Raw genomic sequence first — 24,427 nt, 5'->3', positions numbered from 1 at the left:
CCAGATAACCGAATGCCTACAAACAAAGATTAACAAGAGATGTTTATTCAATCGTTAACAGAGATGGGAGTTTTTTGGGTAAATGACGGAAATTCATTGAATAATATAAGCTCTTCTCAGTCCCGGTCACCGCAATCGACCTGGCACAGATCGGCCTCTTCGTCCTCAAGCTCGATCTGGATCGTGATGTGATGGATAGAGAATCGAATCTTCATTTCCCTTTGCACCTCGGCGAGGAAACCTTTCCCGGGATGGCCATGTGGTAGAACCAGATGGGCGGTCATTGCGGTTTCGCTCGTGCTCATCGGCCAAATATGCAGATCATGGACGGCTTCGACCCCTTGCAACGACGCAAGATATTCGAAGACTTCTTCGACATCAATATCACGCGGCACACCCGCTAGCGACATCCGGACCGCTTCGGACAGCAATCCCCATGTACTCCAGAATATCAAACCGACGATCAGCAGGCTGAGCAAGGGATCAATCCAGTTTATTCCGGTAAAATAGATGACAATGCCACCAACCACGACCCCAGCCGAAACGCCGGCATCCGCCATCATATGCAGAAAGGCTCCGCGTATATTGATGTCATCCTTCTGCCCGCGGATGAAAAGCATCGCGGTCCCGAAATTGATTATGATTCCCAGCGAAGCGACGATGATGACGGTGGTAGAAGCGACGGCACTAGGTGCGCTGAAACGCTCGATCGCTTCCCAGGCGATGGCCCCACAAGCTACCAGCAGAAAAAGTCCGTTCAGCAAAGCAGCCAGAATGGACGATCCTCCCAGACCATATGTAAATTGTTTGCTCGGTGGGCGTTTTGCAAGTTCGGCGCCAGCCCACGCAACGGCCAATCCCAGAACATCGCTCAGATTATGGCCAGCATCCGCCAGGAGCGCCATCGATCCAGCCAGCAAGCCGAATACCACTTCAACGATGATATAAATTATATTGAGCGCAATGCCCAAAGCGAAAGCGCGACTGAAATTTTTCGGCATATGACCGTGCGGACCATGACGATCATGATGGCTGTGGGAGGAATGCCCGTGGCTATGTTGATGACCTGCGGACATTCACGCTCCGACAATGACAATGCAAACTCTACGCTCTAATTACACGGACTAGCCCGAGCGGTCCATATTTTATTTCCATATTTTCCGTATGTTATATCATCTTCGGATGAATTGATGTCGGGATCAATCGACGATCAATCCAATCGCCAGATAGATGATGATTGCAGAACCAAAGCCAAAGATCGTCGCGAGAACGAATATGATCCGCAACAGATTTGCATCCATACCGCTCCAGTTTGCGAGACCTGAACAGACGCCCATGAGCTTGCCGTTCGCCTTGTCGAGTTTCAGTTTGTTTTTCATAGGACGATCACTTTCTTTGTTCGATGAAATGGGTTCCGGCCAATTGCGCGGACGGGTTTCGCTGCTTTTAATGTTGCCCGCCATCATACAAGCAATGCTGATGCGTTCTGGAAGGCCGGCATTACGCTGGCACCGATGAATAGGCTTGCCGTTGCAATGGCACCAAAAGCGGCGAGAAACGAATTTTGAAAACTGTGGGACATGATTTATCTTCTCTTTTCTTGAGCTGGGTTAAGCGATGATCGAAGCTGTGTTGCCAACGGCCGGGCCGACACTCGCGCCAACAAACAGGGCGGCGGAAAACAAGGCGGCGACGGCGGCGGTCAGACTGTTGGAGATATTCGAGAACATTGTGATACCTTTCGATTTGAAACTGCGTTTCGCGTCATTGCGAAGATATCCAATACATTGCATAGCCCGTGCCAATTTACATATATGGTTATATTCCAATAGGTTGCGTTCATCTCCAACTTGAGTGCAATACATCAAAAACCTACACTTGGTGAAAATTACTAATTTTTGGGTTTCGTGAACAATAAATGAATGAGCCAAGCCCCCCCCCTTCCGAATTTACTTCTCTTTAAAAGCGGCAAAAGCTAGTGCAAGGCTCTGCCATGAACCTGTCCCAGCTTACCTTGCACAACTTTCGCAACTATCCCGAATTGCGTCTGGCGGCTAAACCGGGCTTCATGGTTTTCAGCGGCGAAAACGGTGCTGGAAAAACCAATATCCTGGAAGCCTTGTCCTTGCTCGCACCAGGTCGCGGACTCAGGCGGGCTGCGCTGCGCGACATGGCTTGCCAAACGGGAACGGGGAATTTCGCTGTTGCGGCGCAGTTGGGTGATATCCAGATTGGGACCGGCACGGATTCAGATGCGCCCGAACGTAGAAAGACGCGGATTAACGAAGCCGCTGCCCCGACCAATGATCTGGCAGAATGGCTTTCCATATTGTGGCTAACCCCTGCAATGGATCGCTTGTTCACAGAAGGAGCCGCCGGGCGACGAAATTTTCTTGATCGACTGGTTATGGCGCTAGAACCTTCGCACGCACGGAACTGTGCCCGATACGAAGCGGCACGGCGCGAACGGAACCGGCTGCTTGCGGATGGCTATCGGGCGGACAAGGAATGGCTGGAGGGACTCGATGTGCAACTCGCGCAATTCGGTTCGGCCGTCGCAGAAGCCCGCGATCGAATGGTATCGGCACTGAACGCGAAGCTGGAACAATCAGACAGCAAGATATTTGCCACACCGATTTTGCAAATTGCAGATGATAGACTGCACACGGAGCAACAACTCCATCAAATGCTGCAACAGAACCGGTCTGCGGATCGGGCAGCAGGCCGGACGTTGCGCGGACCACATCGCGCAGACCTCACCGTATTCCATGCAGCGAAACAGCAACCAGCCGAGAAATGTTCAACCGGTGAACAGAAAGCGTTGCTGTTCTCCATCGTCCTGGCCCACGCGGATTTAATCGCCGATCGGCGCCAGAGCCGGCCCATCCTGCTACTTGATGAAGTGGCGGCCCATCTTGACCCGCAACGCCGGGCAGCCCTTTTTGACAAGCTGGCAGAAAGAGGCGGGCAAGTCTGGCTTACCGGAACAGAACCGGCGTTGTTCAAAGACATTCCGGACAGCGCACTGCATTTCGAAGTCTCGAACGGAACCATCAAAGAACGATAAATTGCCGGCCAGTTCCTGGGTGATTTACCGATAATTAACCATATTCTTTAGCGTAGACTTTGCGACCGACGTTTATGCTGATCCCGATGAATGCAACAGCCCTGACAAATTCTGCCACTCTGCTTCGGAATGCGATCATTCCGATTCTTTTGGTTTTGCAGGCGGTTTTGATGCCTACCCCGGTCAAGGCCAACGATTATCTCCAGTGCGTCCCGTTCGCCAGGGAACTGAGCGGCATCCAGATTTATGGCGATGCGCATAGTTGGTGGGACCAGGCGGAGGGCGTTTATCAACGGGGCACGCAGCCGGCCGAAGGCGCGGTGCTGTCGCTGCCCGGTTACGGTTCGATGCAGCTGGGCCATGTCGCTGTCGTTCGCAAGATTGTCGATAGCCGCAATATATTGATCAGCCATGCCAACTGGTCCCCGATCGACGGCCGGCGCGGGCAGATCGAACGCCGTGTCGCCGCGAGAGACGTGTCGGCCAACAATGACTGGAGCCTAGTCCGCATCTGGTATGCCCCCATAGCCGAGCTCGGCACTACCGCCTTTCCGGTCAATGGATTCATCTATCCCAAGAATCCGGCAAAGCAAAGCGGTCGGCAATGGGCTTCTGCAAAACCGGCACCCCGGACTCAGGCTCCGAATCGAACACTTTTTGACCGGCGCCTCAAGGCAGAACTTGCTCAATCTGCGGAAGGAGAACGCTCCGATAGCGCAGGCCAGGTCGACTTGATCGGGGAATTGCTGGACAGTGTGGGCAGCTGAGGCCAGATTGGAGCATGATGCTTCAACCGGAACCTCTCGCATGACCACAGATCCCTTTACCTGCCTGGTGATTCTCGCAGGCGGGCAGTCGACTCGGATGGGCAGCGACAAGGCGGTCATCACGCTCGGCGGACGCCGGATGGTCGATATTCTGATCGACAGATTTTCCGGGAAGACCGACCATCTCTTTCTGTCCGCTTCACAGGACTACGGCACCGGCCTCTCGCTGATCAGCGACAACCCAGACTTCCCCGGCGGACCTGTCGGCGGCATTTTCACGCTGGCGGATAGATTGCCAGAGGTACTGCCCGGCCTTTCCGGATTTGCGACGGTTCCGGTCGATGCACCACACGCACCGGCCGATCTGGTCGAACGCCTTTCGACGAGCGGAGGCTGCGCGGTGGCCCAGGATGACCAGCGCATTCATCCGACCTTTGCCTATTGGCGCTGCGATATCATCAACAGCATTCGCGCCACCCATGACCCCGGCGAACGGGCGCCGTCCCTGCAATGGCTTGCCCGGCAATCGGCAGCGCAAGCCGTGACCTGGTCCGACGAAACGCTGTTCATGAACATCAACCGGCCGGAGGAGCTGGCGGCGGCGGAACGTGACAAAACAGCCGGCGCTTGAGGGAAGCACCGGCTGCATTTAATTCGGTACTCACGCTTCTTCACCGTGAGTATTGGCAATTACCAATTAGTCGAGACGACGGATTTCAGTCTTGGTCAGGCTGGTCATCAGCTTGCCTTCGTTGTTCGAAAGCGTCGAAGCTTCGATCCGCCGCACTTTGCCTTTGTAGATTACCAGAATATCGCCAGCGTCGGTTACGCGGTTCACTTTGGCGACACTCGAACCAGTGGCGTCATAAAGCCGGTCGTTGCGTTCCGCTTCGGCAGCGGATGCAGCAGGGACGGTAAAAGACAGCGCGGTGGCTGCAAGGATCAGGGAGGATATTTTACGCATGGTTTATTCCAATGTTTTGAGAATGATGATCAAACTATGCCCCGCCAAAAATAAGTTGCAATATGAAATGTTGCACCTGCGAGTTCATTTTTTGCAATTGACCGGAAAAAGGCTGAAACAAGGGAGGAGACCCACCTTGTCTCTGCCCCTACCAGGCAATCCGTTAGCTAATTTGCTAGCCCGATAAAATTCCATTGATCGATGATGCCCGGCTTTTGTCTTTTCGACTCTTCATGCGCGATCCAAAGCCAAAAATCATCGCCCGGCTCCGCGCTTGGAACTTTACAGGGTAGCCCCTGTTTATTTTCTGTAAACTTTGCCCCAAGCCCGCATGTTTCCTGCATTTGTAGGTTGCGAGGACGGTCGACAGTGTAAACTTCCAAATGCCCTGGGAAATTGGCGCGCCTGTAATATGGAGGCTAGCGAAATGATTTTGCGCTTATCCAGGTTGTCAAAGAGCCTGCCCCGTATCTGTCCCGGTACCGGTGGTAACGATAAGTGATGGGGACGGGTGTAGGAAAGGACATTTCGAACAGCTAATCGGGCATATTTGCGATCGGCCTGTGAGATCCGCAGCAATAGGGCACCGGAAAGATCACCGTCATTCGCCTGCCAACAAAAAAGGATGCCCCGAAATATCGGAGCATCCTCATTTGTCGAATATGAGAAACGGACTTAGCTAAAGGCCGGCTCCAAGGGGCGCGGTGCCTGCATTTCGCTGTCCATCTTTCTGCGCGCTTCGCCTACAGACGCTTTCATTTCGGTCAGCTTGCGATCAAGCAGACGCGCACGTTTCTGGCGCTTCGATCGTGTCAGGAAGGGGTTTTGCGCAGTCGGCATTGCGTCAACATTCCTCGTAAAATATCCTTCCGGCCGGGACAGGTCTGCTTCGCCCAGATAAGGCCTCGGAGCTGAGGCAACACGCCGCTCGCCAATTGTCACGCCATTACCGGTTCTGCCACGCGGCACTTCAAGTTCCGGCAGGTTCGCGACAAAATTTTCAAATGCGACCTTGGTTTTGACTTTGCTATCGACCGTCTGCGCTGTGACCTGCTCGCTATCCACCTTTGGTGTGATCGGGTCTTTGCGTAACTCAGGCATGATCGCTTCGTTCATCGCAGCAGGAAGGGGATCTCTGCTGCGGATCTCAGCAGCAGTAGCCTGCCCCTTACTTTTGCGACGGCGACCGACTGCATAGGCACCGGCTCCGCCAACACCGAGCAAGGCTGCAAGCGCGGCGAGCAGGCCCCAGTCGGCATTGCTCTCACCGGTGGATGTGTCGGGTGAGGGCGCAGCTTCCGGCGGTGCAGTTTCGCCATTCGGGATCGCCGCTACCGGCGCGCCCGCGCCAATGGCCAGATCGGGTGAAAATCCGGCTGCCGGATCAGTAATTGGTTCCGGAGCGGTAGCTGCTATGCTGGTGGCAGCGCTATTCGCCGAGCTTTTGGTCGGGCTAGGTGACGCCTTGACCGGCGGCTTGGCAGTCACAACTGCTGCCTTTGCTGCAGCAGCCTTGCGAGCCTGCTGTTCGCTCTCGATCTGCGCGAGCGCTTCGGGAGCGACCGTCTGCGCATCAAAGCCACCCTTGCGCGCCAGATCATCGGCCCGGTCTGTGGTGACGGGTGGCGTTGTTTCCGCCTTGGCCGCAGGAGAACTGCTAGCGGGAGGTAATGCCACGGTCGGGGCCATCGTCGAGGATGGTGCCGGCTTAGGTTGCGGGGCCGCGGCCGTCGGGGCCGGCGCGGGTGCCATCATATCTGGTGCAGTCACGCTCTGGGCATGGGCAGGTGTGGCAACCATACCGACCGAAATCGCCAACATGCTTATCATGGACAGGCGGCCAGCAGATTTAACCGGAAAGCCGCTATCGATGGGTGCATTTATATTATTGGTCATCTCATTTCTCCTAATGTGTCGAGCAATCAACGAATGCCGTCGCCATTAGGGTCCCTTGTCAGGGCCACTATGAGTGAAAACGGAGATGAATGGAGTTTCTGAACGCTCTATTCACATAGCATTCAGCGGAATGACCCGCTCGTTAAACTGGGGTTCATCCAATTCTGTAGGGGTTTTGCTGAATAGTTGGCCTGGAGATATTCTATTCTGTGAAATTTCGGTGATAATGCTCCACCACTTGCGCCAGAGTCGATAATGCGAGGGTAGCGGGGTCCCGCGTTGACGGGATCAGCCCTATCGGTGCAACCATCCGGGCACTGTCCTTTACCGAGACACCTATGTCTTCCAGATATTGCAGCCGGAGGGCGTGGGTTTTGCGGCTGCCCATTGCACCTACATAAAAGGCCGGCGACGAAAGCGCCTGTTTCATCAAGCGGGTTTCCCAGTCGTGATCATGAAAATAGAATATACAGGCGGTCCAAGGGTCGGGATCGAGCAGCGGCGTCGCCGCCGGCGTTTTCAGAATATGGGCCGTTCCGGCCAACCTGCGAACCTGATCAACCACCACCGGGTCTGGTGATAATATCGAACATTCGATGCCATAGCTCGCGGATAGCCCCACCAAGCTTTCAACCGACGGGCCGTGTCCTGCTATGATGATTCTGGCAGCCGGAAGGTGATGGACGAGAAGTTGCGAACCGGCGCGCTCAACCGCTATCCTGTTTGAACTTTGCGCTTCGCATTGGATGTCGGTGCTTTCAATATCGAGCACAATTGTGAGCGGTTCGCGGTCCCTGATCCGGTCAAATATATCGGCAGTGCTGGAGCCGTCGATTATCGGAGTAAAAAGCAAGTCGATACTACCGCCGCACGGCAAACGAATATCGAGATAAGGTGAGCCTGCCCCGAACCTGATTTCCCGAGGCTTCCCGCTGTTGATCACATCCAGCGCTTCGGAAACCACCGCCGCCTCCACGCAACCTCCGGAAAACGAGCCCGAGAATGATCCGTCTTCTGCAACCGCCATATGCGCACCAGGATTTCGCGTCGATGCGCCGGTGACCGCCGTCAGCGTCACCAGAGCCGTTTTCAGGCCGCTCTCTGCAGCCAAGGTCAGGAAACGGAATATCGGTAGAATATTGTTCAAAAAATATGGTCCCGCCAGTCGCCCGAATGCAGACGACGGACCTGTCCATGCATCAAACCGGTAATCGGTTCAATTGCTATGGGAACAGTGGCATGGTTTCTAACCACTTGAAGCAATGACGCGATCGACCATAGCCTCCCGGGCACATGCTCTCACCAATCGCTGGACCGTCCCTGCTTCAAATCGCAGCAGCCATTTCCGACGCCTGCTTGATCGCCGCCTTGGCATCCAGTTCGCGGGCTTCAAATGCGCCGCCGATCAGGTCAGCAGTCAGGTCCAATGCAGCGAGACCGTCATATAGATCCCGCCTGGGAAGCTGGCCGGCGCAGAGAATGACAGTATCCACATCCAGAAGAATGGGCTTGTTGTCCACGGTGATATGCAGACCCGCATCATCGACCCTGTCGTAGTGCGCGCCGTTTATCATGTTGATGCCACGCCGCGCCAGCGACAGGCGATGGGTCCAGCCCGTCGTCTTCCCCAGACCGGAGCCGACCCTGCTATCCTTGCGCTGGATCATGGTAATCTCGCGAGCGGAACGGGCCACAACCGGTTCGACGCCAGTCACCCCGCCCCGGGGATGGTTGTCAAAATCGACGCCCCATTCCTTTGCAAAAACATCACGGTCAACCGCACCGGATGGACCGGAATGGCTGATCAGCTCACAGATATCAAAGCCGATCCCGCCGGCCCCGATTACGGCAACCTTGTCACCGACCGGCTTCTTTCCGGTGATGACATCGATATAGCTTACCACCTTGGCGTGACCGATGCCGTCGATTTCCGGCATTCTTGGTGTGATGCCGGTCGCGATGATAATATCATCGAAGGCCTCCGCCTGCAGCTGAGCCGGGCTGGCATAGGTGTTGAGCCGCACATCGACTCCCAGCACCTCGAGCATCCGGGCAAAATAGCGTAGCGTTTCGTAAAATTCTTCTTTGCCCGGAATCTTCTTCGCCAGATTGAACTGGCCGCCGACTTCAGACGATGCTTCGAACAATGTAACCTTGTGACCGCGTTCGGCAGCAACCGTCGCGTATGCGAGACCCGCAGGTCCGGCACCTATGACGGCGATGCGTTTCGGTGTTGGCGCAGGCAAATAGTTGAGCATCGTCTCGTGACAGGCTCTGGGATTGACCAGACAGGACGTCAGCTTCCCGGAGAATGTATGGTCAAGACAGGCCTGGTTGCAGGCAATACAGGTGTTGATTTCATCCTCGCGCCCTTCAATTGCCTTGCGCATGAAGGCGCTGTCGGCGAGCATCGGACGGGCCATGGACACCAGATCTGCGTCGCCGCGTGCCAGCACTTCTTCTGCGACATCCGGCATGTTGATCCGATTGGAGGTGATCACCGGAACATTGAGCTGTTTGCGCAATCGTCCCGTAACCGAAGTGAATGCAGCGCGCGGAACCATCGTGGCAATCGTCGGGACCGCGCTTTCGTGCCAGGTGAAGTGGGTGGATACGATGTTTACACCGACCTTTTCCAAAGCTTTGCCGAGAGTGACGACCTCGTCCCAGCTCATCCCGCCTTCCAGCATGTCCATCGCCGCAATACGGAAGATCAATATGAAATCCTCGCCAACCGCCGCGCGGGTCCGCTCGACAATTTCGACGGCAAATCTTATGCGGTTTTCATAGTTTCCACCATATTCATCTTCCCGCAAATTAGTTTTCTCGACCAGAAAGGTCGAAATAAGATAGCCCGCCGATCCGATGATTTCGACGCCGTCATAGCCGGCCTTTTTTGCCATCACCGCGCATTGCACATGATCGTCGATCTGCTTTTCAATTCCTGCCTTGTCGAGTTCATTGGGAACATAACGCCCAATCCGAGATTTTACCGCCGAAGGTGCCACGCAATCCGGATTGTGCGCGAGCGGTCCTGAGTGGAGTATCTGCATACAGATTTTCACATCCGGAGCGGCCTGGTGGACAGCGTCGGTTACCAACCGGTGCTTCGCGGCCTCCTCGTCACTCGACATCGTGGCACCGCCGTGTGACGATTCCTGATTGGGCGCAATCCCGCCGGTAATGATCATACCGATGTCATTGGCAGCCCGTTCCGCGAAATAGGCGGCCATCCGTTCAAAGCCGCCCTCGATTTCCTCGAGACCCGTGTGCATCGAACCCATTATCGCGCGGTTTTTGATGGTGGTGAAGCCCAGATCGAGCGGCTCTAACAGCTTTGGATAGTTCATATCCCTCTCCTAGGGTCAATAAGCGAAAGTCCCAATATATAAAAATGCTAGCCAGGCTCGGTCTCGCTACCGGTCAACCAGTGGCGCTGTCCTCGAGGTCGGTCGAATGATCGTATCAACCGCCATAACCGGGCCCAACATCCATAATTCTCTTATATCTGCTATGGATTATGCTAGGTGACGGTCCATAAGAATGCGACGATCTAACCAGACAGTTAAAAGGCGCGCTGCAGCGCGGACCCGGGAGAGTGTGACATGCAAAAATATCTACAACATTATATCAACGGACAATGGGTTGATTCTATTGGCGGCACTTTGCATTCGGTCATCAACCCGGCGACCGAAGAACCCTGTACGGAAATCACCCTCGGCACCGAAGCCGATGTCGATGCGGCGGTAGCGGCGGCGAGAACCGCGTTTGAAACCTATAGCCAGACAAGCCGCGAGGATCGTCTCGCGCTGCTCGGCCGGATTGTCGAAGAATATAAAAAGCGGATCCCGGATATCGCGCGTTCGCTGGCAGAAGAAATGGGCGCCCCGCTTAGCCTGGGCGCTGCGGCACAAGCGCCAGCTGGCATTGGGGGCTTCATGGGAACGATTGCCGCACTGGAAGAATTCCAGTTTTCCCAACGGCAGGGCGACAATACCATTGTCTACGAACCAATGGGCGTCATCGGCATGATCACGCCATGGAACTGGCCGCTGAACCAGATTGTATTGAAGGTGGCCCCTGCCCTTGCCGGCGGCAGTACCATGGTGCTGAAGCCATCGGAAGAATGTCCGGGCAATGCCGCTATTCTCGCCGAAATCATGGATGCAGCAGGCGTGCCCGCTGGCGTCTTCAATCTCGTCCTGGGTGATGGCCCGACAGTCGGCGCGCGCATCGCAGCGCATCCCGATATCGATATGGTCAGCTTCACCGGCTCGACCCGTGCCGGTATATTGGTTGCCAAGGCGGCAGCGGATACCGTCAAGCGTGTGCATCAGGAACTGGGCGGAAAATCGCCCAATCTGGTTCTGCCCGGAGCGGACCTCGAGACGGTATTGCCACCGACGGTCGCCGGGGTGCTGATCAACACGGGGCAGAGCTGCATCGCGCCGACGAAAGTTCTGGTGCACAGCAGTCAGGCTGACGCAGCGACCAAAATGATCAGCGACATATTCGCCGGGCAAGAAGTCGGTGACCCGCTGCAGGAAGGCGGACATCTCGGACCTGTGGTGAACAAGGCACAATATGACAAAATCCAGGACCTGATCCAGTCCGCGATCGATGAAGGCGCGACGCTGGAAACCGGCGGCACCGGCCTGCCGACCAATGTAAACCGCGGCTATTATATAAAACCAACCGTATTTAGCGCCGTGAACTCCGGCATGCGGATTGCCAAAGAAGAGATTTTTGGTCCTGTCATTACCGTCATGTCTTATGATGATATCGATGCTGCGGTCAAAACCGCGAATGATACCGAATATGGGCTGTCCGCGGTTATTTCGGGCGATCCTGCCGAAGCGGCAAAAGTGGCGCCGCGGTTGCGTGCCGGGATGGTGGCGATCAACAATTGGGCTCCCTCTCCGGGCGCTCCTTTCGGTGGCTATAAACAGTCCGGCAATGGTCGCGAAGGCGGCGCTTACGGGATTAAAGACTTTATGGAAATGAAATCGATCAGCGGCCTTCCCGCCTGAGCCGATAACCGGATCCAGTGATCGGTCGGCAGTCGCAGCGGATGGGCCTGCGTCGCCGACCGATCATGGCCGGACCTGCGATCTGACAGCCGCGTCCGGCGAAACCAGCCAACCGCACCGGATCCCTTGCGGATCATCGAGCACGGTCGTGCTTCCTTCAGGAAGTCGGGCAAAGCGGATGGCTGCGGTTTTCCGTCCTGCCATAACAACCGGTTAGCAACTGCCGCGAGTTGGCTCGCTGAAAAGATTTCAATTAGCCGGAAAAACTTTTATTACATTTGCTGAAAATGAACTAAATTGGCTCCCTGCGTTATTATGTCATATAATCTGACGATCGTTGAACGCCATTTCCAAAAAGCCAGTGAAAGCTGTTTATGCCCACCCGTAGCCAAATCAGAAATTTCATATTGAATGAATATCGAGACCGTCAGGCAAGCGACGCCCGGCTTCAGGAGCGAGGCGCGTTGCAGCTGAGCGGCGACGCTTTCCACGCGCTGGCCGACACGATGCCGCAGATGGTCTGGTCGACTTTGCCCGACGGTGACCATGACTATTATAATGCCCGCTGGTATGAATTTACCGGGGCCCCCGCCGGATCAACCGATGGCGAGGCATGGGCGGACATGTTTCACCCGGACGACCAGCCAGAAGCCTGGAAAAGATGGAATCACAGCCTGACGAGCGGCGAGCCCTATGAGGTCGAATATAGGCTCCGGCATCACACCGGACAATATCGATGGGTGCTGGGGCGTGCGCTCCCGATTCTCGGACCCGATCAAAAGATACAGCGCTGGATCGGTACCTGCACGGATATTGAAGATGCCAAACAGGCTGCAAGCCAGAACGAGATTCTGAGCCAGGAACTCAGCCATCGCATCAAGAATATTTTCGCGATAATCTCCGGTTTGATCAGCATGACCGCGCGCGGCGACGAGAATTTCCGCGAGCCTGCGGAAACGCTGAAGGGCCGGATTGCCGCGCTCGGCCGGGCCCATGAATATGTCCGTCCGCATAATGATAAAGCCCAGGCAGAGATCGGCAAGGTCACAATCCGCCATTTGCTGTCCGAGATATTTGCATCCTACCCCGCTTTTTCGGAGAATAGGCTGCTGATTTCCGGCGGCGATATAGAGGTGAGCGACCGCGCCGCAACGCCGGTTGCGCTCGTCTTTCACGAGCTGGCTACCAATTCGATGAAATATGGGGCGCTTGCCGCCGACAAGGGGCATGTGGATCTGATGATAGCGCGCGATGGCGACATGATCCTATTCAATTGGTCGGAAAGTGGCGGACCTGCCATCCCGGCTCCGCCTTCCCATTCCGGATTTGGATCAAAACTCGTCGAAATGTCGGTTACCCAGCAATTGGGCGGGTCGATCGAAAGACATTGGTTGTCGGACGGATTACAAATAAATATGTCCGTACAGGCCTCGCGCATGGCCGGAAGCTAGTCGGGCTCAATTGAAGCGCTTCATCCTCGGCGGCGGCTCGACTTCGTCACCATTGTTCGAGACCTCCACCAGATAGTTCAAAACATCTTTCAGCAAGTCAATTTCGACCGGCTTGGTAACCGCGCCAAGCGTACCTTCGATTCCGTCTCCCAACTGCTTTGGATTCGCGGTGACAAAGACGACCTTCACCCCGAATTCATTGGCCAGGCGCGAGCCGATAACCGGGCCGGTTGGGCCGTCGCTCAGATTGACGTCGACGAGCGCGATTTCCGGCTTTTTGGCTACCAGTTCGATCGCAGAATCCGTGTCGTCGGCGACGCCGATACAATCATATCCCAGATTGCCGACAATCTGCTCCATTTCCATGGCGATGAGAAATTCGTCTTCGACGATCATGATTTGATGGTTCATTGAGATAGCCTGTTTTAGTCCGTTTGCTTTCATAACGCAGCAAACCTGCGACTGGTTCCCTCCAATAGACAGACATTTTGGATATAAAGGGCGGAGGACGGCGAAACCTAGCCCCATATCCCGAACGCAAGAAAGCCCCGCTGGTATCAGCGAGGCTTGTAGTGGTTTGTAATATTGGGGTTTGTTGGTTGCGGGAGTAGGATTTGAACCTACGACCTTCAGGTTATGAGGGCCCAGCTTCACCCCTACTTTCCTTTGCGCATAGCTACGCAATAACCCTTATTTTCAATAGCTTAGCTTGACTGTTTGCCGTTGTTTTGGCTCAGTAGCTACGCAGACTTTCGCACCGGTTCTCATCCTCTTGCTTACTATATGCTTACAGTTGAGACCCTCGAAAGCCGGCTGGTAACAGGAGGCTGAAAATGACGAAGCTAACCAAGCGGATGATTGAAGGATTGAAGATAAAGGACAAGGACTATTTTGTTTGGGAGAGCGAGCTTTCTGGTTTTGGCGTTCGCGTATTTCCCACCGGCCGAATTAAGTTCGTATTACAATATCGGCATGGCCGGACATCACGCCGTATGTCGCTCGGGCAATATGGCGCGCTGACGGTCGATCAGGCTCGAGGTTTAGCGATCGAGAATCTGGCGAAGATACGCAACGACATCGACCCACTGCAAGAAAAGCGCGAGCGCCGCACTGCTCTAACCGTAAATGAACTCGCCTCGAGATTTGACGATGAACACTGTGCCGTCCATCTCAAAACCAGCACAGCAAAAGAATATCGGCGCAACCTTAAGCTGTTCATCCTTCCTGCTATTGGCTCATTACGGATTACTGATGTCACTCGAGCCGACATCTCCAAATATCATCATGATTGGCGACACCGGCCGTATCAGGCAAACCGCAATCTCGAGATTATATCCAAGATATTCAACCTAGCTGAGCTTTGGGGGTTGAGACCTGACGGCACAAACCCGCGTCGCCACATCAAAAAATATCCCGAGAAAAAGCGCGAGCGCTACTACTCGGCAGGCGAGCTGCGATCCATCGGGCGGGTACTCAGCGAAATGGAAGATGAACATATCGAGCTACCATCCGCCATCGCAGCTGTTCGACTGCTGCTATTTACCGGCTGCAGGCTCAACGAAATCATGAAACTCGAATGGCAGTGGGTCGACCTCGGCAATTATGCGTTAAACCTCCCTGACTCCAAAACTGGCGCAAAGACAGTGCACCTTGGTCAGGCGGCGGTGGATGTGATTGAGCAAATTGACCGCCATCCCGACAACCCATATGTTATCGTTGGTCGTAACCCTGGAGCACATCTCACTGACCTCCAGCCGTTCTGGCAACGTGTGCGCGGACGGGCTGGACTTAAGGACGCGCGCATTCATGACTTGCGGCATACTTTTGCCTCGGTCGCGGTTAGCAACGGCATGAGCCTCCCAATGATCGGCAAGCTACTTGGGCACACGCAGGTTCAGACCACGGCCCGCTATGCCCATTTGGCGACAGAGCCGATTATCGCAGCGGCCAACGATATCACGACTCTGATTGCTGAAAGCCTGAAAGCAGCCGAGCGGCAGGAAGATGGTTCAACTCTTAGCTGACTATCGAGCGCTTCTCGTACTGAAATTGTGTTCTCAAGCTCACTTTTGCTGAACAATTCACTCGCGCTCTAACGGCAACATTTGGGCCGGAAGCAGTCACTGCGATCACGCCGAGAAACAAGTCCGCTTATATTTCTTGGAAACCCGACAGCCGACAGTCCGTTATTGACCCCACCGGAATTGAGTTTGCGCGCCTGAAGTGATCCTCATCACATAACTACCGTCTGAGCACTGCGGCCTTGGCTATTCAGCTGATCGCCGATTGGATCAAGTTCCCGGAGGAACCGGATCATCGGTATCGCTAGCGTTATCATTCACGGGTTCATTTGATGTCACGCTTCGAAACAGATTATTGATCATTCTTGTTCGCATTTGTTCCAGCTCAATCGATTGGTCGGGTGACGGTTGCCAATGTTTAAGTTTTTGTTTGAGATCTGGATCCAATTCGCAGAGAATCTCCCCGTGCAAATACAGCTTCTCCTTCACAATCCAAAGTTGCGAGGAAAGCTCCATGATCATCGTGAGCAGGTGATCAACGCCGCCAGTGTCGAAAAACTGGGGACGCTTCCCGGGAGCCTTTTTCAACAAATCCAGAACTTCGTGCTGCTCTTTGGAATATTCACTCATGATTTAACCAACCCAAAACCGAAATATCGAAAATCGCTACTCATACGTCCTATCTTGTCATCAAATTGATATTCTTGGTCTAGATCTTTCTCGAAATCTTCGTGCAAATGGGTGAAATATTGTGGGATGGTAAATTGTGAATAGTTTGCCCAATCGAAACCACTATCGGCAAGCAATAATCGAAGATCGGCATCCCTAAACTTTCGATAATAGGGTTCGCGATTATAGTAGCAGTCCCAATCTAGGTAGAATTGGTCATACGGTTCCAACATTTTGTTTGGCGGCAATTCCATCGTAATCAGGAGTCCCCCAGGTTTCAGCACGCGATATGCTTCGGAGAAATACTTCACAATATCCTTCAGTGGCAACTCATGCAGAAACTGCGATGAAAAGATTATATCGAATGAGCAATCCTCATACTGGAGTGCTGTAGCGTTCATTTGCCTAAAATTGATCGGTACACCCAAACTTACGGCACGAACATGACCGTATGTGAGCATTGATCCTGACACATCGATTGCATGGACCTCCGCATCAGGGAAATTCTGCGCCCATGGCACCGTATGATGTCCGATTGTACAGCCGCAATCGAGAATCTTTTCGGGTTTTAGATGCGGGAATTTATGCGTGACATAGCGTGAAAAGGATTGCCCAATATCATCCATTTCGGGACCAACCATTCCGGCGGTAAAAACCGTCAGACCGTTGTCATAAATAGCTCCGGATAAAAGGTCTGTGTCTGACACGTAGCCGCCCGGCATCAAATGAACATCGAGCTTCGCTACGTTAGTCGGGATTTCCAGTGAGCTGTCTAATGTGAGAGAGCCCGTCGGCTCCCTCTTGAATTTTTCGGCAGTTTTTCGAAGCTGCTCAATGTTTTGCGAAATCCCAGGGATGACCGATCGCCAAGACATCTCTTGGGCATTATAACGCACACCGCTGTAAATCTGAAATAACGTATTTGTGCGCATAGCTGTGTGAATGTCATCCTGGCTGATGTCGACTTCGCCGTTCATTCGTTGCAGCTTGGGAGCGATGGCCTGCTCATATTCGCTGCGCATGGCTTTGGCGAGATCATCGAGAACAAAACGTCGGAGGCTGACAACGAAATCTTGGGCAGACCTGTCATCGGGCGTCAGGTCGAATTTTAAATCATGTGCGAGTGAAATAGGCATCGTGCTACTCTCCCATTTTTTACTTAGTTTGAAACAAAAGAGGCTTGGATCCTTCTGCATTCATGCGCGGCATCAACGTGATCGCTAGTGCCGATATGAGTAGTGCTGGGGGGACTATAATGGTGAACGTAGTTTGCCACCCCAAACTCGGAACCAATTCAGCTACCAACACCGGAAAGACAGCCATGCTTCCACTGACACAGGCAGTGCCACAGACTGCTGCCGCCGTCGCGCGCATTTCTTCGGGGAAGTTTTCGAGAACGTAAGTGATCAAAATTGCAGAGGTACCGTAGAAGAAAATGCCCATGACAGCAAAGGCGATAAAATCTTGCCAGAAAGTCTGAGGCAACCACAGCATTGTCGTGACAAAGACGGCAGCTAAAATGTTCCACAGAATGATAGTTTTTCGCCGGCTTAGCAAATAGGTGCCTACTGCCGCGGAGCCAAGATAGCCGATGACACTGATGCCGTATCCGGAGCCTACTATCAGGGCAGAGTTTGCCAAGCTATAGCCTCGGACTTCATTTAAAAAGGTTGGCAGATAAAAGGCCGTTGCGGCCACTGCGCCAGCATTAAAGAAAAAAGCGCAGGCGCACAAAATTGTTTTCCGTCGATGCGCGGGATTGAAGAGCGCTATGATAGGAAGGCTGGCTTCATTATGCTCTACTTTCTCGATCTTGCGCCGTGCACCGAACTCGTTCTTTGGCAGAAAATATCCCAAAACGACCGCGATGGGAGCAATCAGAAAACCGACGAGGAAGAGAGTGCGCCATCCCAATTGATCAATCAGCGGGGAAACAATCAATGACGATAAAAGCCAACCCAGCGGGTAAGCACATTGCAGAACTGCAACTGACATTGCTCGCCATTTTAGCGGTGAGGCAGCTAGCACTATTGAGCTGGTAATTGGTGAAAGCGCCGCACTAAGGCCGAAACTCGCGATCCTTGATGCCGCAAAGCCAAACAAGCCGGGCACTAGGCCCTGAACTCCCACCAGCACTGCAGAGGTGCCCAAGCAAAGAGGCAACGTCCAGCGTGCGCCAATAGTATCGGTTAATACACCTACTCCTATCGGCAAAACCATGCCCGCTATGAACGAAAGTGATATAATATAACTGATGCCAGAGAGACTTAGTCCGAATTCATCTCTGATTTGTGGGACTACATAGCCAAATAAAGACTGGTCCAGATTGGTGAGTAACCATGCTGTAAAGGCGATTGCTAAAACTAAGGTTGCATATCTGCCCTCTACAGATTTTTCTTGATCTGTCTCTAGATGGATGCGTTCGGTCAATCGATTTTCTCCTCGAGATATAGAGATCAGTAGTTAAACCGTGCTGTCACCGTAAACCTGCGAGGGTCGTTAGCAAAAATCTGACCCAGCAATTCCTGAACAACATACACATTGTTTGTGCAGTTTTTGCAGCCGAAACTGAGTTCCCACTTTTCGCTAGGTGGCGTCCAACTGAGTTGGGCGTTTACAGTCGTTTGCCCTCCCACACTTCCTGCTAAGGTATTGGAAGGACCTGTTTCGTATGAACTGGTATATTGCGCATCTGCCGCTAGCGTCAATTTGTGCTCATTTGCTATGTAGACGCTGCCGACAAGGCCAACCTGGGCAGTAACGTCCGGTGTTCTTTGCAGTTTGGGACCGAGTGAGGCAGCGATTGCAGCAGCGCTAAGCTCCTTGTATTTTGCATCGGTCAAGCCAACGTTTGAGAATATGGTCAGATCTTCCACAATGCGGACGGATCCTTCAAGCTCTAACCCTTGAACGAGAGAATCTGCTGCATTTAAGGTTATGAAATCCGTCGAGCCCGGAAGAATTCCAGGGACTTGCAGGTCGGAATATTCGGCTCTGAACAGCGTTGCGTTGAGGCGCCCACGACCATCCCAGAAGTCGGTTTTCAGACCCAATTCGATGGATTTCACATATTCCGGGGTGAACGCTACAAATCCTCCGGGTGCAAAAGCGCGTGCATTCCATCCTCCCGATTTAAACCCTTCAGTGTACGACGCAAACACTAGCGTGGCTGGATCAATCTCATATTGCAATGCGACACGCGGTGTGAACCGGTTCACATTTAGCTCCAGGGGTATACCCGCGACCGCGAGATCACTGGTTACGACAGGCGCGCCGAAGAACTGACCATTAACAGCAAAGTCTTTTTTCTCTGACGTAAAACGTCCGCCAAGCTGCAGCCTTAGATCGGGTATGATAGTATAGTCGATTTGCCCGTAGACGGCGAACGAACTCGTGCCGTTATCGATTATACGGTCCGCGAAAACGACGGGGATTTCATCAGCGAAATCAACCGTGTCTATCACCGTTGTGTTGTTAGACTCATCGAGATAAAATATGCCAACGACATAATCCAGATCGCCGTTCAACGTCTCACCAGACAGTTTTACTTCCTGAGTGAACTGCTCGTGCGTTCCAAGGTTTGAAAGATAAAAATTTGAGCCAAATCCACCACCAAGGACTGGCTGGTTGGTGTTTGCAAAGTTATCCAAATTGAACTTCTGGTTAATTCGGGAGTATCCGCTTATAATGCTAAAATTGCCTATACCCGTTTCAATGCCGATATTTGAAATAAGAAGAGTGGATTCGACTCCACTATAAAGGCAGTTTTGTGCAGCCCAGGTTTGTATAGCACCTTGTGGCTCACAGGCACCTGCTTCATAGAGGCCCGTCAGTAGATCGCCGGTTGCCGGGATTGGGAATACTGTAAAGGGCCCTCCGGGTCCGTCTTGTACAATGCCAGGAACGCCTAGACCGGTCTTTTCTGAATTTATGTACTGCGCGGAAATGTCCCAGGTAATTATGTCATTAGGCAGCGCGCGAAGAGCAATGCGGCCGCCCCACGAGGTTTCGCCATTTAGATTTTCCGTCAGAGGGCTCTTTAAATACCCGTCGTCTTCGACGCCAAAAGCACTGACGCGAAGCATCAGACCATCCGTAACCGGGGCATTCAGTGCTCCATTGAAGCTTCTGCGGTTGAATGAACCATATGTAAGCTCTCCCTCGAAACCAAATTCGTTGGTGGGCTTCTTGGAGATTATGGATACTGCCCCTGCTGTAGTGTTTCGACCGAACAAGGCTCCTTGCGGCCCGCGCAACACTTCTACACGCTCGACGCCAGAAAGCGCAATTTGATTGGCATTCTGGCGGGCGATATAGACTTCATCAATATATGTACCAACAGGAAGGTCAAATGTTGAGATGGATTCTGTGCTTCCTGTTCCCCGTAAAAAGTATGTGACTGACGTTCCAAGAAGTACATTATTAGCACTCACCAGATTGGGGACGCTGCGAGACAAGTCTATTGTGTTCGAAATCTGTCGCTGCTCGAGCAAGTCAGAGGACAAAGCGCTTACCGTGACAGGGATGTCCTGAACATTCTGTGAGCGCCGCTGGGCGGTGACAATGATTTCCTCAAGTCTTGGCCCTGCTTCGCTTTCAGGCCCAATTGCTTGCGCGTATGCGCCTTCGGTCGTGACTGCAAAGTTTGCCATCACCATGCCCGCTAGCAGTGTGCGCTTCGATTTCCAATTCAACATACCCCAATAACCTTCCATTGTTTAAAACAATTTATATATGTCTATTTTGTAAAAGCAACAAAAAATATTTGCTTTAACGCTACTGAGTTGTTTATGAGGGAATCGACTTGATGAAATGGTTTTTCGAAAAGGTGTGATTCAGCAATAATAAGATCGGAGATGATGTGCGGTATGGCTTTTATTGGCTTCGATAAAGCTGGCCTCCTCGTCATTCGGCTACGGCGTTTACGAAAATTTGGTTATTTAGCGGGTGAGGACGGAATTATGGACATTGTGAACGTGTCGCGTTTTTTAGCGGTAATAGAGGCAAAAAGCTTTGCTGGAGCGTCCAAATCATTTGGGGTTACGCCGCAGGCCATTGCTTTTTCGATAGCCAAGTTGGAAGCAGAGCTGGGAGTGAAGCTGTTTCAGCGAGAATCCGGTGGAGTAACCACCCCGACCGAATATGCGTTGGCACTAGAGGCTCATGCGCGTAATTTGGTTGTCAACGAACGATCCGCCTATAAGGCCATCCAATCTCTCAGGGAGGCCGAAACCGGCTGGCTCCGTTTGGGAGTTGGCGAGACCATGACCGGCTCAACTATAGCGCAGCTTATTTCCGACATGTGTGCTGAGCGCCCGGATGTGAACATTGCAATCATTGAAAACTATACCGACCGACTCATAACTAGAATGAAGTTGGGAGAAATAGATCTAATCGCTGGCGCGCCGATAACAAATATCGATCACGCGGACAGTTTGCATCAGCATGTTCTCTTTGAATCGACGGACATCGTTGTGGCGCGGAGCAGACATCCTCTGGTGGGCAAAAAAGACGTTGGCCTAGAAGATATGCAGCAATATCCTTGGGTAGTACCCTATGCGAGGCGGGATGCTCATGACGCAATCGTAAAGGCATTTCTCAATGCCAATCTGGATCCACCGAAATCCTTTTTGTTCTCGGATGCTCCAACTTTGGGCCAGGCGCTGATTCAATCGCGTGACTATCTGTTCCTGTCACCGCCCGACATGGCCCATCTTGAGCCAGGCGGAGGTATGGCGCGCGTCTTCGCTATCGAGCCCACGCTCACGCGTTCTGCATGTTTGATTTACCCCAATGACCGGCCACTTTCTAACCTCGCAAAAGTGGCGCGCGATAAAATTCTAAATACGAAAACCTGGCATCAACACACTGGAGCGACATGAGCAATCAACGCTCGATCACAGTGGAACACTAGAGAAGATAAGGCACCCTACATGACTAAACTGGCTAAGCTTGGAAAAATTCGATGCGCTACTATCGTTTGCGAAAATGCAGAAAGCGCGGCTGCGCTTTATCAGCGAGCGCTCGGCTACAAGTTCATAGAAGATGGTACAATCTCCACACCTCTTGCCAATAGTTGGGGTGCCGGCAAAATGGCGGGAGCGAAGTTTGTCATTATTGGACCTACCTCTGATGCGGATTGTCTCATCAGGTTTGTTGAAGACGCCTCTATAAAACCGCTGACACCCTATTTAACCGGCGGTTGGACAGCACTCGAATTTACCGTAAAAAACAGCGATTCTGCCATAAGGAATCTCTCTGAATGCGGGTTCGACGTGCTCGGTCCAGCAGAGGATCTAGAGTTTTCAGAAGGTGCGCTGCGGGCAGGGCAGGTTAGCGGGCCCCATGGCGAAGTCTTGTATCTCACTCAGGTAAACCGACAGTTGGACAATTACGTCCTTCCACCTGCACGCTGCGATGTGGATAAAATTTTCATTGTTATACTGGCGGTAAATGATGTCGATGAAACCATGATCCAGTATAATTCCCGCTTCGGCTCTCCGAAGAAAGACACGTTCGAAGCGGCTGTGCCATTCATCGCGGATTATCATTCTATCGATCAGGCTCACGAGTTTTACGTCGGGACGGTCGAACTGCAAGATGAGAATTATATTGAAATTGACGGTATGCCGAAAGCGGTCGATGCAAGACCGTGTGTGCAGGGTTGTCTTCCCGGTGGAATCTCGATGATGACCTTTGAAGTAGAGTCTGTTCAGCCGTTCGAGGCGCTGGCACGCGGCGTGCCAGCTAATAGCAATTCTCGACTATATACGGGCCAACCGAGCTTAGCCTTTACCAGTAGTACCGGTGAATGGATAGAAGTTGTCGGGCCGCGGTCCGTCACGACATGATTGACAGCTTTGACACCCAAATCGATCGACCCCTTTGGGGAGTACCGGTGTGTTGCGGGTAAGATCGTTTCAAGTACTATTTTTTGTCTGACTGGATCACGGACTGCTCACAAAAAGTCGCTTGAAGCCCGAGGGGTAGGATTGCAGTCGAAGTATTGCTGTAGATATCGCATTGTCGCGGTCTCATGCTTCAGTGCAATTGAAAATTTTGCAACACCTTGTTGAAAGGAACAAACTGATGATCAGGCTATTCTATTCCCCGTTTCATACATTCGTCCATAAGGTCCTCGTGACCGCTCATGAATGTGGCCACTGGGACAATATCGAATTCATCGCGACTTTTCCGTTCAAAAATCTCGATGGCGAAGACCAAGACGATGCCTATGATCTGACCGCTATCAACCCGCTCAGCAAGGTGCCGACGCTGGCAACCGAAACAGGGCAGGTCATTTATGGCAGTCAGGCCGTTTGCGAATATCTGGACTCGATTTCGGTTGCCAGACGCATGTACCCCAAAGCGGGCCCTGAACGCTGGGATGCCATCACCCGGCTGGCCACAGGTGATACGATATTTGAAACAACCGTGCAGATGGTTGCCGAGCAATGGCAGCCCGAAGAGCAATGGAACATGAGTGTATTTCAGCGCTTATGGCCAAAATATATAGCAGCGCTTGATAAGCTGGAGCAGGACGCAAAAGCTGGCTGGTCGACGTTTGATGTTGGCCATGCATCCATGCTGCACGCGATCAGCTATCTCGGATTTCGGGTAGAATTTTACGATGCGAAAGACCCCATCCATCCCGATTTCAATTGGCGCGAGAACCGGCCGGCATTGTCCGATTGGTATGATGAAGCGATCGAAAGGCCTTCGGTAAAATCCCATTATAACAAGGACTATGAAGGCGATACCAGTCCTGAACGTTGCCAGCAGGCGATTCAAGAAGTGCTCGCGCTACAGAAGGAACATGCACGATGATCGATTTTTATTATTGGCCGACGCCCAATGGGCATAAAGTCTCGCTCGCTCTGGAAGAGATGGAATTGGACTATACGGTCAAGCCGATCAATATCCTTACTGGAGAGCAGCATAGTCCCGAATTTATAGCAATTAGCCCCAATAACCGGGTGCCGGCCATTGTTGATCATGATGGTCCCGATGGAAGTCCGCATGCCATTTTTGAATCGGGAGCGATCCTTCTCTATTTGGCGCAAAAATACGATAAATTCTGGCCGTCCGATCCGGTCGAACAGTCGCTGGTGACCCAATGGCTATTCTTTCAATGCGCCAATGTCGGGCCAATGTTCGGTCAGTGCGGCTATTTTAACGGCTATGCTGCGGAACGCGTAGAGCACGGCATCAATCGCTATTGCGGAGAAACAAAGCGGCTCTATGGCTTGATCGACCGGCGGCTGGGCGAGCAAGCATATCTGGCGGGTGAAAATTATTCGCTGGCCGATATGGCGACATTCCCCTGGATGATGGAAAAGCAACAAAAATTACACGGAATTGATGTGTTTGAATTCAAAAATGTTCAGCGTTGGCTCGCTGAGATTGACAGTCGACCCGGTGTACAGCGCGGCTTGCAAGTGATGGCAAACGACATGAAGATCGGAAACCCAACCGACGCTGCACGGGGCGCTTTTTTCAATCGCAGTTAGAGTTCAACACATGTCCGAATAATGATATCCTGAGTTCATCATGCAGTGTCAT

General features: G+C 52.7%; 22 protein-coding genes. 10 read left to right on the top strand and 12 right to left on the bottom strand.

Going from position 1 to position 24,427, the window contains the following annotated elements; translation table 11 throughout:
- Positions 1-116: 116 nt before the first annotated feature.
- From AACZ86_RS09630 to AACZ86_RS09620, 3 genes are all read right to left on the bottom strand, one after another.
- Positions 117-1,076: a cation diffusion facilitator family transporter gene (locus tag AACZ86_RS09630; RefSeq protein ID WP_339691843.1), complete on the bottom strand. Its 960-nt coding sequence runs from the start codon at positions 1,074-1,076 to the stop codon at positions 117-119.
- 123 nt (positions 1,077-1,199) lie between these two features.
- A complete protein-coding gene (locus tag AACZ86_RS09625; protein WP_089132939.1) occupies positions 1,200-1,379 on the bottom strand; it encodes a PspC domain-containing protein in 180 nt (59 codons plus the stop codon).
- 231 nt (positions 1,380-1,610) lie between these two features.
- Positions 1,611-1,793 carry a hypothetical protein gene (locus AACZ86_RS09620; RefSeq protein WP_339691837.1) on the bottom strand — a complete coding sequence of 61 codons (183 nt, stop codon included), beginning with the start codon at positions 1,791-1,793 and terminating at the stop codon, positions 1,611-1,613.
- A 200-nt stretch (positions 1,794-1,993) separates the two neighbouring features.
- Between AACZ86_RS09620 and recF the strand changes: the two genes are divergently transcribed.
- From recF to AACZ86_RS09605, 3 genes are all read left to right on the top strand, one after another.
- Positions 1,994-3,067: a DNA replication/repair protein RecF gene (gene recF, locus AACZ86_RS09615; protein WP_339691835.1), complete on the top strand. Its 1,074-nt coding sequence runs from the start codon at positions 1,994-1,996 to the stop codon at positions 3,065-3,067.
- Positions 3,068-3,237: 170 nt separating this feature from the next.
- A complete protein-coding gene (locus tag AACZ86_RS09610; protein WP_339691832.1) occupies positions 3,238-3,834 on the top strand; it encodes a CHAP domain-containing protein in 597 nt (198 codons plus the stop codon).
- Positions 3,835-3,874: 40 nt separating this feature from the next.
- On the top strand, positions 3,875-4,465 hold the full coding sequence (locus AACZ86_RS09605) for a molybdenum cofactor guanylyltransferase (protein WP_339691829.1): 591 nt from the start codon (positions 3,875-3,877) through the stop codon (positions 4,463-4,465).
- 66 nt (positions 4,466-4,531) lie between these two features.
- On the opposite strand, the gene AACZ86_RS09600 is transcribed toward AACZ86_RS09605, so the two are convergent.
- The 4 genes from AACZ86_RS09600 to AACZ86_RS09585 form a co-directional block, all read right to left on the bottom strand.
- A complete protein-coding gene (locus AACZ86_RS09600; RefSeq protein ID WP_339691827.1) occupies positions 4,532-4,798 on the bottom strand; it encodes a hypothetical protein in 267 nt (88 codons plus the stop codon).
- A gap of 675 nt (positions 4,799-5,473) precedes the next feature.
- A complete protein-coding gene (locus AACZ86_RS09595; RefSeq protein ID WP_339691826.1) occupies positions 5,474-6,694 on the bottom strand; it encodes a hypothetical protein in 1,221 nt (406 codons plus the stop codon).
- Positions 6,695-6,896: 202 nt separating this feature from the next.
- Positions 6,897-7,841, bottom strand: coding sequence for an XdhC family protein (locus AACZ86_RS09590; RefSeq protein WP_339691823.1), 945 nt, complete (start codon positions 7,839-7,841; stop codon positions 6,897-6,899).
- Positions 7,842-8,019: 178 nt separating this feature from the next.
- On the bottom strand, positions 8,020-10,044 hold the full coding sequence (locus AACZ86_RS09585) for an NADPH-dependent 2,4-dienoyl-CoA reductase (RefSeq protein ID WP_339691821.1): 2,025 nt from the start codon (positions 10,042-10,044) through the stop codon (positions 8,020-8,022).
- 255 nt (positions 10,045-10,299) lie between these two features.
- Between AACZ86_RS09585 and AACZ86_RS09580 the strand changes: the two genes are divergently transcribed.
- Both AACZ86_RS09580 and AACZ86_RS09575 read left to right on the top strand, forming a co-directional pair.
- The gene (locus tag AACZ86_RS09580) at positions 10,300-11,724 is read left to right on the top strand and encodes an aldehyde dehydrogenase family protein (RefSeq protein WP_339691818.1); all 1,425 of its coding nucleotides are present in this window, start codon (positions 10,300-10,302) and stop codon (positions 11,722-11,724) included.
- A 407-nt stretch (positions 11,725-12,131) separates the two neighbouring features.
- A complete protein-coding gene (locus AACZ86_RS09575; RefSeq protein WP_339691815.1) occupies positions 12,132-13,175 on the top strand; it encodes a PAS domain-containing protein in 1,044 nt (347 codons plus the stop codon).
- Between the two features lie 6 nt (positions 13,176-13,181).
- Here the strand turns inward: AACZ86_RS09575 and AACZ86_RS09570 are convergent, their stop codons facing one another.
- Positions 13,182-13,586, bottom strand: coding sequence for a response regulator (locus tag AACZ86_RS09570; RefSeq protein WP_339691812.1), 405 nt, complete (start codon positions 13,584-13,586; stop codon positions 13,182-13,184).
- A 422-nt stretch (positions 13,587-14,008) separates the two neighbouring features.
- On the opposite strand from AACZ86_RS09570, the gene AACZ86_RS09565 reads away from it, so the two are divergent.
- On the top strand, positions 14,009-15,199 hold the full coding sequence (locus AACZ86_RS09565) for a tyrosine-type recombinase/integrase (protein WP_339691809.1): 1,191 nt from the start codon (positions 14,009-14,011) through the stop codon (positions 15,197-15,199).
- 267 nt (positions 15,200-15,466) lie between these two features.
- On the opposite strand, the gene AACZ86_RS09560 is transcribed toward AACZ86_RS09565, so the two are convergent.
- Genes AACZ86_RS09560 through AACZ86_RS09545 form a run of 4 tightly spaced genes read right to left on the bottom strand, consistent with a single transcriptional unit; the run spans position 15,467 to position 20,562 of the window.
- Positions 15,467-15,826: a hypothetical protein gene (locus AACZ86_RS09560; RefSeq protein ID WP_339691807.1), complete on the bottom strand. Its 360-nt coding sequence runs from the start codon at positions 15,824-15,826 to the stop codon at positions 15,467-15,469.
- The gene (locus tag AACZ86_RS09555) at positions 15,823-17,001 is read right to left on the bottom strand and encodes a class I SAM-dependent methyltransferase (protein ID WP_339691804.1); all 1,179 of its coding nucleotides are present in this window, start codon (positions 16,999-17,001) and stop codon (positions 15,823-15,825) included. The genes AACZ86_RS09560 and AACZ86_RS09555 overlap by 4 nt, the downstream gene beginning before the upstream one ends.
- Before the next feature lie 19 nt (positions 17,002-17,020).
- A complete protein-coding gene (locus AACZ86_RS09550; RefSeq protein ID WP_339691802.1) occupies positions 17,021-18,295 on the bottom strand; it encodes an MFS transporter in 1,275 nt (424 codons plus the stop codon).
- Positions 18,296-18,321: 26 nt separating this feature from the next.
- Entirely contained in the window at positions 18,322-20,562 is a 2,241-nt protein-coding gene (locus AACZ86_RS09545; RefSeq protein WP_339691800.1) for a TonB-dependent receptor, read from the bottom strand.
- 171 nt (positions 20,563-20,733) lie between these two features.
- Here AACZ86_RS09545 and AACZ86_RS09540 point away from each other — a divergent pair, with 171 nt between their 5' ends.
- From AACZ86_RS09540 to AACZ86_RS09525, 4 genes are all read left to right on the top strand, one after another.
- On the top strand, positions 20,734-21,747 hold the full coding sequence (locus AACZ86_RS09540) for a LysR family transcriptional regulator (RefSeq protein ID WP_339691799.1): 1,014 nt from the start codon (positions 20,734-20,736) through the stop codon (positions 21,745-21,747).
- 51 nt (positions 21,748-21,798) lie between these two features.
- Entirely contained in the window at positions 21,799-22,716 is a 918-nt protein-coding gene (locus AACZ86_RS09535; RefSeq protein WP_339691798.1) for a hypothetical protein, read from the top strand.
- A gap of 238 nt (positions 22,717-22,954) precedes the next feature.
- Positions 22,955-23,692, top strand: a complete 738-nt coding sequence (locus AACZ86_RS09530; RefSeq protein ID WP_339691797.1) for a glutathione S-transferase family protein — start codon at positions 22,955-22,957, stop codon at positions 23,690-23,692.
- A complete protein-coding gene (locus AACZ86_RS09525; RefSeq protein ID WP_339691794.1) occupies positions 23,689-24,375 on the top strand; it encodes a glutathione S-transferase N-terminal domain-containing protein in 687 nt (228 codons plus the stop codon). The genes AACZ86_RS09530 and AACZ86_RS09525 overlap by 4 nt, the downstream gene beginning before the upstream one ends.
- The last annotated feature ends 52 nt before the right edge of the window (positions 24,376-24,427 follow it).

Source organism: uncultured Parasphingorhabdus sp. (genome assembly GCF_963975735.1).
In the GTDB taxonomy this organism is placed as follows: Bacteria; Pseudomonadota; Alphaproteobacteria; order Sphingomonadales; family Sphingomonadaceae; genus Parasphingorhabdus.
The sequence above is the reverse complement of the archived record's forward strand: the minus strand, read 5'-3'. Positions and strand labels throughout refer to the sequence as shown.